Here is a 9,556-nt window from a genome sequence, read left to right as displayed (position 1 = left end):
AGGTTGGGCTTGCCAGTTGAGGTGGTGGATAGTTGCTGGTATGCTTCTCAATGTTTCCACCTCATTCTACCTTTCATCCCTCTACTTCTACCTTTTAAACTCCTACTTCTCAATTTCCCGATCTTACTTCTTCATTTCCCAAACGATGTTCTACCTTTTCACTCCAACATTCTACAACTTCGCAAAAAGGGACGGTTCGCAGTGCTCCAATCGAAGTACTGCAAACCATCCCTTAGTAGGTCAAAAACCGGTGTCCTCCGCCCCTTCGAAATCTGGTTGAGAACTCTTTGTTTTTCTAATCACTTTTTCTATGATGGCCTGATAACCATATAAAACTACAGCCAAAATGACCGTAAAACCCCAGTACATGCTTGGTGACATTCTTTTCATTTTAAATATCCCAGCTTTTTTCAAAGCACCACCAAAGGGGAAAATGTTGACCCAGTCTAACACTATGTTTGTGAATATGTATTTTCGAAATGAACCATATGTTAGCTTAAATATCCAAAGTGTTCCGATCAAGTGAGGACCTAAAATATAAGTAAAATCTATTGGAGCATTGGTGAATAAAGGATTTTTGTTTTTGAACCATTTTTTATGATTAGAAATTACGGTAAATACAATTATTATTAGGTTCGCGAATGTTGCTACAGGAAAAAAACGGACAAATGATTTTCTCCCTATAAAAGCACCGTGAGCCACGGAAAGATTAAGACCCCTAAAGAAATCATCACTTTTTTGTTAGGCATAAACTAGCTCCTAAAAACGTATTTTAAGCATATTATTAACAATTTTTAGAAAGACATGTATGGTTGGGTTAAATATTAAAGGAAATCGAGGGGACGGTTCTTGTGCTTCATTTATATGAAAAAAAGCAGGAGATCCGCCCCCCTGCATGCTGGTTAACTTATGTAGGATTGGGAGTTTTCCCCCATTCAACATATGTCCTATATTCATTTGGTCTCGCTATTGATAACTCGTTCTTCTATAATTTGTGCTTTTCTTTTTTCTAATAAATCCAAACTCTTCTCCTTTATTTCTGCAAGGCTTTCAGCTAGTTTATCCGGAATAATACTATTAACATCCTCCAATTCCGTACCTAAATGTATAACCTCTAGAACCGGTTTGGATACATTTATGGATTCCAATTGCTCCATCATGTAAGGACTGAACAATACCTTCTCCGCTTCTTCTATTGTTATCAAGTTTTTATTTAACGCTTCCACTAATCCGATTGCATTTATAAGAATGACTTTTTCTAAGTCCTCTTTAGTTGCAGGTTTCATTAATAAATTTTTCATCGCTAGTTATTTCACACTCCATCCATTTTTCACTTTAACATCAAAAACTAAACCAGATTTACTTTGGAAGTAATGAATTGAAACCTTTTTACCATCCTTATCATATCCATCTTTATATACCTTTTTCCATGTACCTGCTTCAATCTCCCTCAATTCATTTAATAGAGATTTATTATTTACTGTTACATTCTTAGTACCATTTTGCACTGCTTTAAAACCACTCGGATATTTAGGGGCATATTTTATTGATTTATAAAGATTTTTTGATATTTTAACTCCGTTTACTACAATTGTTCGAACAACTAAACCGATAATCGGTGCAACCATAGGAGCAACCATTGGTCTTAAGTTATTAGAACTGTCTACAACACTATAGTCACTTTGATTCTCACCATAATTTTCATCAATATTTGTATCTTCATATCCAATATCATATAAAAAGTCATCTTCATTTTCTAACAAAATTTCATTGTTAGGTTCTGCGAAAACCGTAGCGAAATTTGGAACGATAATAGAGAAAATTAAGGTAAATGCTAAAACAATAGTAAAAATATTCTTCACTTTGATTCATCCTCTCGATATTATAACAATTAATTTAACTACCTTATTAAACATCTAATTTAACTTGAAACTTCTCTCCTTTCCCACACACATTTATGTTACCGTTTCAATTCTAGAGGGTTAGAATAAACAGAAACTTAAATGAACCTTAAAGGATCCTTAAATTTATCGAGGAGGCAGAAAATTTGTCTAGCCACCTTTATGTATAGTTGAGATTGTGGGCTGCTTACTGGTTGAATATGTTAAAATTAGAATAGTTTTATAGAGGAGGTTGCCAAATGACCATTGTTGCTTTTTTAATTATCGCATGGGTATTAAGCTGGTTCGGTTTTAATCGCCTGTTAGTACAAGCTTTAAAAGAACTATTTAATAAGGAAGTTTCCAATGCTAGCTACTACTTCATTTTCTTTTGCATTGGCGTGATTGGGGATCTGATTTTGTTTTTTAGAGGGCAATATCCGTTTGATATCTAGAATGAAGAGTTAGTTAGGGTTCTAGTTATATACCTTTCAGCCTTCACCTTCTAGTGTTTTGCGGGCAACTTCTAGATTTCCCGAGTCTACTTGTACATTTCCCAAACGAACTTCTACCTTTTAGCGGCGACTTTCTACATTTTCGCCAAAAAAGAGGTTTCTACCGCTTCTCTTAAGCGATAAAAACCTCCCTTTATGAATCACATTTTAATGCTACGACATTGTAATAACCCTCAAAACGCGGCCCACTCTATCTACTCCTCATCCGCCCTATACTCCAAAATATCTCCCGGTTGACAGTCGAGAGCTTTGCAGACGGCCTCGAGGGTGGAGAAACGGATGGCTTTGGCCTTGCCATTCTTGAGGATGGAGAGGTTTGCCATGGTGATTCCGACTCTTTCGGAGAGTTCGGTGACGCTCATTTTTCTTTTTGCCAACATGACATCAATATTTATGATTATGGCCATTGTTTTCACCTCACACTGTTAAGTCATTTTCGGATTTTATGTCGATGGCTACTTGCAAAAGCCTTTGAAGGACCGCAGCGAATACGGCAATAACGATAGCGGCAAAGATTGGAACCGCACCCATGACGACCACCCCTGGTGCATCGTCTTTATCTGCTAAAAGAAACATAAAAGGCATGAGCACAACATACACACCACTGATTGTAATCGCACAAAATTTGATTTTCTTCAACGCTTCTACCGAAAATTGCGAGAACGCTTCATTCTTATCAATATATCCTAAAAGTTTGAACGCCTGATACAACGCAAAATAAAACGGAATAGTAGTCAAGAACATCCCGGAGACGATGGGATACAGGATGTACGCATATTCAGGATTTGCCGGATTTTGCACCAACGAAACCAACCCAACTATACATAAAATAAAGACCGGTGTCCCAATAAGAAATACCGCTATCTTCAAAAAAAGTGTAGAACCATGCTTCACCAAAAGCACCTCGCTTCATCGTAATAATTAAAATTTACCACTAAATTTATTGTTTTTCAATAAAAATATATTGAAATGGAGAAAAAAGAGTCGAGGGGACAGGCACACCGCGACCCATTTTTCCACAAAAAAAAGACAAGCACTTTACGCACTTGTCCCCTCATAATTATTTCACCTTCGCAAACACGCACGTATCCCGCAATTCCCCATTCACATCGCGCTCACTGTTTTTAAGGATCCCCTCTAACGTATATCCCGCTCTCTCTGCAACTGCTCGACTCTTCACGTTTTTAGAATCGCAGCGGATTTCCACTCGGTTTGCATCCAATTGTTCAAAGGCGAACTGGCTGATACCTTCCACCGCTTCTGTTATGTAGCCCTTGCCGCTGTGTCTGGAATCGATCCAATAGCCGATCTCAAACTTCGGGATGGACCAGTCAATCCGATGCAATCCCGACGATGCCACAAATTCACCGGTTTCTTTTAAGAAAACCATTAGCCTTAAATCTTTTCGCTGCAGGAATTCTGCATGACTCTCCCTTATATTCGCTTCCACATCTTCCACTGTCTGGTCACGCTGTGCGAAAATCATCCACGGCTTGAGCTCAGGTAGAGAATGGATGATGGCGTCATATACCGCCGAACCGTCCCCTGGAAGCGGCATTCGGATTAAAAGTCTGTCTGTGGTGAACTCTGATGGGAAATCTATTAAGATTGGTTTTGTGTTGGACATTTTTTTCTCTCCCCTTACTTTTTGTACAAATATTTATAGGAAGATTCACTCTTCCCACTCCTCTGCCACCTGCACCATCACATACTCCCCTGTCCACATTTGTGTGGTAACAATTAGCTTCTCATCCTCTTTTTCAAAAAAGTAGCCACTACCATCTTGGGTCTCAAACTCCCACCCATGTTCACGTATCATCGCTTTAAGGGCTTCCCTGTACTCTCCTTGATTCGATCGTGTAATAAACCAATCATACCCATCTTCATTCGCAATTTGCACAATCGGTTCTGATGAGTCATTGATAGACTGCAAGACTACCTTTTTACTTACGGATTCTATCGGCAGGGTCGGGTAATAGAATTTGCTATTGAATGCAAGCACTCCTAGGATGATGGCAATAAGACTTATGATGGTGAGGCGTTTTATCATATTTTTTCCTCCTAAGAGCAATATTCGAGCTGGACTTTTGGTTTCAAGCAAAAGAAACTATGATGATAGTCTTTGAAGACCTCTGTTGCAGGGATTTTCTTCTTTACACGTCTTCATACTCGCTATCAAGACCTCTGTCGGGCGAATCCCTTTTCGAGCAGGTCTTCATCTCTTTTTTATCCTAGGTACTTATAGTAATCCTGCGAATGATAACTTCTAAAACCACAAGATTCATAGAGTCTCAGTGCATGAGCATTCCGAGCTTCTACCTCCAAAAAGACAGGGAAGCCTTTTTCTGTCTCCATTTTCACCACTTTAGATAGAGCTTTCCGTCCTATCCCTTTTCCTTGTAGTTCTGGAGAAACCGCAAACCCGTATATCCACGCTTCCCCGTTTGTTTCCGAAACACGAATTTTACCGGCAGTTCGACCTTCCGCTTCAATGATGAACATGTCCTCGCTGTTCAGTTCTTTCATTCGCTGGTTAAATTTCCGCGCTTCTTGTTCTGTGAAACCAAAGCAAGCCACTTCTAGCTGAATCTCCTCTTCAAAATCCTCTCGGGACCTGGATGGCCTTATGATGACAGTAGGATCATCAAACACCTGGCCTGCTTCCCATTTCATTTGATACTCCGCCACCTCGAATGTACACGGAATGCTTTTTAGAAACTCCTTGGCGCTTTGGGAAGAGCTTGGGGCATTCAACAAGGTGGTCGAGATCTCTCTCTTTTTCACTTCTGCGATTGCTTCAGCAAACAATTTCGCGAAGATTCCTTTTCTCCGGTAATCCGGGTGAACCATACCCGTCAGCTCTATTTTATTACCAAACCCGTAGCAACCGAGGAACCCGACAAGACGTCCATCTTCATAGTGAAAGAAGTCTTCTTTGCTGTTTTCATCACGGGTTTCGAGCATATCTTCATTTAGTTTTAGCTCAAATCCGCCTTCTTTTTCGCAGGCGCTTTGTAGCTCTTTAATTTGTTGTAGTTGTTCTTTTGATAGCATGGTTAATTACACCTCATTATTTTGTGTTAGTCACAAATTCATTCCAGATAACATTATCCACCAAAAAATAACTCTCATGAGAACAGGCAGCCAGAAGACATTGATCCTTCTGATAAAACATCAAATCTTCCGGCAGATGACCAGTCCAACCGAAAAGCGAGTCACTTTGGTCCCTTAAAAATAACTATGTCGCATTATTCATTTGAAAATAGTAAACATATGCTGTTGCACCACGAAGTTTTGTCGTTTCCCACTCCCGTTGAATTTTTCTTTCTAGTAGATGTTTTTTTATGTCCGCAATTAACTCGTCTACATAAGCAAGACGTTCTTCCTCAATCTCTATCAACTGCCTATTCTCCACAAATGCAAAACAGTCACAATGCTTTGCGAGTATGTTGATTAGAAGATTATAGCGCTGACCTTTAATATTCTCCGTTACCATCTCCACTGTTATCACCTAAATCCTTCATTAAGATTCCTAAGTGTGATGTTGCCATCCCCATCAACGGAAAGTCATTATTTTCAATCTGTTGGTTAATTTTGTATGCTTCTGCCCAGGCGAGCTGGTATTGAGATTGATTAATTTTCCCGTTGTTTAGTGCATCTTCCAATTCATCTGCATCTTTTTGGATGACTTCTCCTGATGAAAGCACGACGATATCCAAGAAAAGGTCATCAGTGTAAGGGAGATTGTTTTCTACTCCGTTCTCATCCGTGATATCAATATACCATTGAACTACCTCGCCATTAGCGTCAAACATGGTGGTTAAGGAGTAATGTTCATCGCATGGAAAGTGCTGAAGCCACATATACCCATCATCCACAATGCAAACACTCTCATTTTCATAGTTTACGGTTAAAGGCTCCGTAACTTTATGTATTTTAAGTAGGGTAACATAGCCTTTGAATCCCTCTGTATCTATAAATCTCTGAGAATACTGCCGCTTTAAAATCCTCTTCCATTCAGAACGATCTCCGTATCTTCGTTTTAGCATAGATATCCTCCTTGTGGGTTGTAGGGACAGGCACGACGACCCACCAAAACCCGATTTCCGGGCGAGGAGAGTCACCACCAACATTCTGGGTCAACGGACCTGTCCCCTCAGCTCTTCTCCGCCCTTTCTGGTCCATCAGGCGCAGGAGGACAGTACCTTTTCTTAACATTTACAATATTTTAACTTATTGAGACGCATTTATATATTATTATTTCAATTAGATACATAGTCGACTATTAAAATCTCGCTCTATCAACGAGATTTTGATATAAAAATTTGATAGTAGGAGGCATATCTATGCTGAAGAAATCCATGTTGGTTGTTTTTGCATTTATCCTGTCGTTCTCCGCACTACAGCTTGATCCGCAATCTGTCTCAGCTCTTCCCCCTGGAACACCGACCAAGTCAGAAGCTCAATCTCAATTGAACTCGTTGACTGTCAAAACGGAAGGCCCCATGACCGGGTACTCGCGGGATCTGTTCCCTCATTGGAGTAGCCAGGGTAACGGTTGTGATACTCGCCAAATTGTCCTGCAACGCGATGCCGACTATTACAGTGGCAACTGCCCCACTACTTCTGGAAAATGGTATAGTTACTTTGATGGCGTTATTGTCTATTCTCCGTCTGAAATTGATATTGATCACGTTGTTCCATTGGCCGAAGCGTGGCGTTCCGGCGCTAGCAATTGGACAACTGAACAGCGACGTGCTTTTGCCAATGACCTCACTGGTCCGCAACTGATAGCAGTTACAGCAAGCGTCAACCGTTCCAAAGGTGACCAGGATCCGTCTACTTGGCAACCCCCCCGTGCCGGTGCTCGCTGTGCATATGCAAAATGGTGGATCAATACAAAACATCGCTGGAACCTGAGTCTCCAGTCTTCTGAAAAAACTTCATTGCAAACAATGCTTAACGGCTGCGCTTACTAAAATCTTTGTGAGACTGCGAGGTTAAGTGCCTTGCAGTCTAGCTTTAAATGAGAGGAGTCCTATCTATGGAAAAACTATCATCTACTTTTACCGCATCACACGGCGTCATGACAGCAGAGGTTGGCGTCATTAGCGGTGAACTTGAGCTACGCACTACATGTAATGAAGATGGTGAACTTTCACTCGAAATCACCTACGTCGGTGCCGCAGAATGGTACACGTTGCCTGGTGACGACTACATCCTGCACGATTTGCGAGATCACGAGGTGGTTCATCGTATGCTTGTTACGGTGTTGGAGCGGAGTTGAGGGGACAGGCACTGTGACCCACCTCTAAGTTAATAAACAAATAATCAATTAAAAAAGTGCGCTTCCTAAAGAGAAGCGCTATTTTTATAAATGGTATGTTACTCATATTCACCCATGGTGTTTAAATCTCTAGCATGATGGATTATTCGAACAACTTCCAACATTTCATCCTTGCATCTATAAATAACCCTATAACTGCTATATATTTTTTCTCTAACGAATTCATTCTCCAACTCAGGTACAACCTTCCCTGAGAAAGGAAATACTGAAGCGGTCTCAATGGTGTGGAGGATTCCTTTTGCTGTAAAGCTCGCGTATTCTACAGAGTCCTTGGCAATAAAAGAACAGATCTCCTCTAAATCTTGAACAGCACTTGGCGACCACCTTATTTCAGCCATTTACTCATTGTTTCCTTTACCTGTTGGTGGGAGACTGAATTTTCCCGATCTAATTCATTAATACCTTTTTCTATTTTCAAACGATCATATAGTTTGCGCATGATATCTTCAGTTGTTGCCGTTTCGGGCAGTTCTTTTATAATTCTGATAACATCTTCCCTTGTGCTCATGAAAAGCACCTCCATTAAGGATTTCTTTATTTTATTATAAACAAATTTCAAGGTGCTTCAAAGTCGCCACGGTGGCCTCTATCCTAATATGGGCTACTCCAATAGATCCTGTGTACTAATGACAAGTTTTAATAGGTGATCTTCCCTGATTTCATAAAATTGGTTTGAATTATATTCACTAATATAACCTTTACCATTCTGACTGAACCAAATTTTTAATTTCAACGGGGTATTCTTTTCCGATTCAACAACTAAATCTATATCAGGGGTGCTGGTTGGTCCCTCAGATACTAGCTTAGTGTTAGCTAGAATTGTTGATACATCTTTGTGCCATTGTTCATCTGCTTGAAAAAGTTTCGTACCAAGATATGGAACCCCATTAAGCACTTTAGCTTGAAAGGTTTTTAATTCTTCCGCTTTTGCTGCATAGACTTTTGTGATTTTTTCTGGATTGATATTGGCGATACTTTGATATTCCATTGCACTCGAAGAACTATCTTGATTTTGACCAGTCAAATCTGTTAATGAGCTTAACGCATATATGCTAATAACTAAGGCAGCAGCGAGAGGTATAATCAATTTATAAATATGAGGTATTAAATTTGCAGATTTTTTCTTCTTATTAATGATATTCATATAAGTGTTTTGCTTTATAGCTTCATCCCGAGGAATATTACTTAACTTTTGAAACTCGTTCTGAAATTCATTTTTATCCAGATGATTCATCAGAAAAATACCCCTTTCTACTATGTATTTTTTCTTTAAGAGCTGCTAATGCACGGCTGGTGGTCACTTTCACTTTTGTTTCCTCCCACCCCAAGACATATGCAGTTTCTTTAATAGAAAGTTCTTTTATTTTTCTGAGAATCAGTACCTCTTTATAATCAAACTTTAGTTGGTTTATGCCCTTAAATAGTTCTACCACCGATTCCCCTTTTTCTAAAATTTCAAGAGGTGTATCCGAATGATCAACAAGCGATTTTTTTTGCAGCGAAAAAAAGGAACGTCTTTTTTTCTGGCGGATATAATCAATCGTTTTGTTACGAGCTATGGCAATAGCCCAAGTAGAGATAGAAGATTGCCCTCTATAAGAACTCATATTGTTATAGATTTTTAGAAATGTTTCTTGCGTTAAATCCTCCGCAGTCTCTGCCTCTCCAATCATCAAGTAAATATAGCCATAAACCTTATCACTTAGCTTCTGATATATATCTTCAAAGTTCATTTCGTCTTTTATCACAAAGTCCCCCTTTCTATCTCTCAATCATTTTGACGATTTAGGTTTGAAAAGGTATCACTTTTATGA

General features: G+C 39.5%; 17 protein-coding genes. 3 read left to right on the top strand and 14 right to left on the bottom strand.

The features are described 5' to 3' along the window. Positions 1–240: 240 nt before the first annotated feature. The 3 genes from LG307_RS02755 to LG307_RS02745 form a co-directional block, all read right to left on the bottom strand. Positions 241–390 (bottom strand): hypothetical protein, encoded by a 150-nt coding sequence (locus LG307_RS02755; RefSeq protein WP_404447794.1) that lies wholly within the window; start codon positions 388–390, stop codon positions 241–243. 563 nt (positions 391–953) lie between these two features. After that, positions 954–1,301: a DUF3969 family protein gene (locus LG307_RS02750; protein ID WP_404447792.1), complete on the bottom strand. Its 348-nt coding sequence runs from the start codon at positions 1,299–1,301 to the stop codon at positions 954–956. Positions 1,302–1,307: 6 nt separating this feature from the next. Beyond that, positions 1,308–1,862, bottom strand: a complete 555-nt coding sequence (locus tag LG307_RS02745) for a hypothetical protein (protein WP_063558658.1) — start codon at positions 1,860–1,862, stop codon at positions 1,308–1,310. A gap of 278 nt (positions 1,863–2,140) precedes the next feature. Between LG307_RS02745 and LG307_RS02740 the strand changes: the two genes are divergently transcribed. Next, positions 2,141–2,335, top strand: a complete 195-nt coding sequence (locus LG307_RS02740; protein WP_404447788.1) for a hypothetical protein — start codon at positions 2,141–2,143, stop codon at positions 2,333–2,335. A gap of 254 nt (positions 2,336–2,589) precedes the next feature. Here the strand turns inward: LG307_RS02740 and LG307_RS02735 are convergent, their stop codons facing one another. From LG307_RS02735 to LG307_RS02705, 7 genes are all read right to left on the bottom strand, one after another. Beyond that, positions 2,590–2,802, bottom strand: a complete 213-nt coding sequence (locus LG307_RS02735) for a helix-turn-helix domain-containing protein (protein WP_404447785.1) — start codon at positions 2,800–2,802, stop codon at positions 2,590–2,592. Positions 2,803–2,812: 10 nt separating this feature from the next. Then, a complete protein-coding gene (locus tag LG307_RS02730) occupies positions 2,813–3,289 on the bottom strand; it encodes a DUF2975 domain-containing protein (protein ID WP_404447783.1) in 477 nt (158 codons plus the stop codon). A 166-nt stretch (positions 3,290–3,455) separates the two neighbouring features. Continuing rightward, the gene (locus tag LG307_RS02725; protein ID WP_404447780.1) at positions 3,456–4,022 is read right to left on the bottom strand and encodes a GNAT family N-acetyltransferase; all 567 of its coding nucleotides are present in this window, start codon (positions 4,020–4,022) and stop codon (positions 3,456–3,458) included. Positions 4,023–4,067: 45 nt separating this feature from the next. After that, entirely contained in the window at positions 4,068–4,445 is a 378-nt protein-coding gene (locus LG307_RS02720; protein ID WP_404447777.1) for a type II toxin-antitoxin system HicA family toxin, read from the bottom strand. 176 nt (positions 4,446–4,621) lie between these two features. Next, complete coding sequence (locus LG307_RS02715; protein WP_404447774.1) at positions 4,622–5,449, bottom strand: GNAT family N-acetyltransferase; 828 nt, start codon at positions 5,447–5,449, stop codon at positions 4,622–4,624. Between the two features lie 184 nt (positions 5,450–5,633). Then, positions 5,634–5,891, bottom strand: coding sequence for a hypothetical protein (locus LG307_RS02710; protein WP_404447771.1), 258 nt, complete (start codon positions 5,889–5,891; stop codon positions 5,634–5,636). Continuing rightward, positions 5,872–6,444 carry a DUF402 domain-containing protein gene (locus tag LG307_RS02705; RefSeq protein ID WP_404447768.1) on the bottom strand — a complete coding sequence of 191 codons (573 nt, stop codon included), beginning with the start codon at positions 6,442–6,444 and terminating at the stop codon, positions 5,872–5,874. Before LG307_RS02705 ends, LG307_RS02710 begins: the two co-directional genes overlap by 20 nt. 297 nt (positions 6,445–6,741) lie before the next feature. Here LG307_RS02705 and LG307_RS02700 point away from each other — a divergent pair, with 297 nt between their 5' ends. Next, a complete protein-coding gene (locus tag LG307_RS02700; RefSeq protein WP_404447765.1) occupies positions 6,742–7,374 on the top strand; it encodes an HNH endonuclease family protein in 633 nt (210 codons plus the stop codon). A 47-nt stretch (positions 7,375–7,421) separates the two neighbouring features. After that, on the top strand, positions 7,422–7,682 hold the full coding sequence (locus LG307_RS02695) for a hypothetical protein (RefSeq protein ID WP_404447762.1): 261 nt from the start codon (positions 7,422–7,424) through the stop codon (positions 7,680–7,682). A gap of 98 nt (positions 7,683–7,780) precedes the next feature. On the opposite strand, the gene LG307_RS02690 is transcribed toward LG307_RS02695, so the two are convergent. The 4 genes from LG307_RS02690 to LG307_RS02675 all read right to left on the bottom strand — a co-directional run bounded on the left by LG307_RS02690 (position 7,781) and on the right by LG307_RS02675 (position 9,490). Next, positions 7,781–8,080, bottom strand: coding sequence for a type II toxin-antitoxin system RelE/ParE family toxin (locus LG307_RS02690; protein WP_404447759.1), 300 nt, complete (start codon positions 8,078–8,080; stop codon positions 7,781–7,783). Further along, positions 8,068–8,250 (bottom strand): hypothetical protein, encoded by a 183-nt coding sequence (locus LG307_RS02685; protein WP_404447756.1) that lies wholly within the window; start codon positions 8,248–8,250, stop codon positions 8,068–8,070. The genes LG307_RS02690 and LG307_RS02685 overlap by 13 nt, the downstream gene beginning before the upstream one ends. Positions 8,251–8,343: 93 nt before the next feature. Further along, positions 8,344–8,976, bottom strand: coding sequence for a hypothetical protein (locus LG307_RS02680; RefSeq protein ID WP_404447753.1), 633 nt, complete (start codon positions 8,974–8,976; stop codon positions 8,344–8,346). After that, complete coding sequence (locus LG307_RS02675) at positions 8,960–9,490, bottom strand: RNA polymerase sigma factor (protein WP_404447750.1); 531 nt, start codon at positions 9,488–9,490, stop codon at positions 8,960–8,962. Before LG307_RS02675 ends, LG307_RS02680 begins: the two co-directional genes overlap by 17 nt. Positions 9,491–9,556: the final 66 nt, after the last annotated feature.

The sequence above is a fragment of the Sutcliffiella horikoshii genome (genome assembly GCF_044809035.1).
GTDB lineage: Bacteria > Bacillota > Bacilli > Bacillales > Bacillaceae_I > Sutcliffiella_A > Sutcliffiella_A horikoshii_G.
Note: the sequence above shows the minus strand (reverse complement) of the source record. Positions and strands in the feature narration are given on the sequence as shown.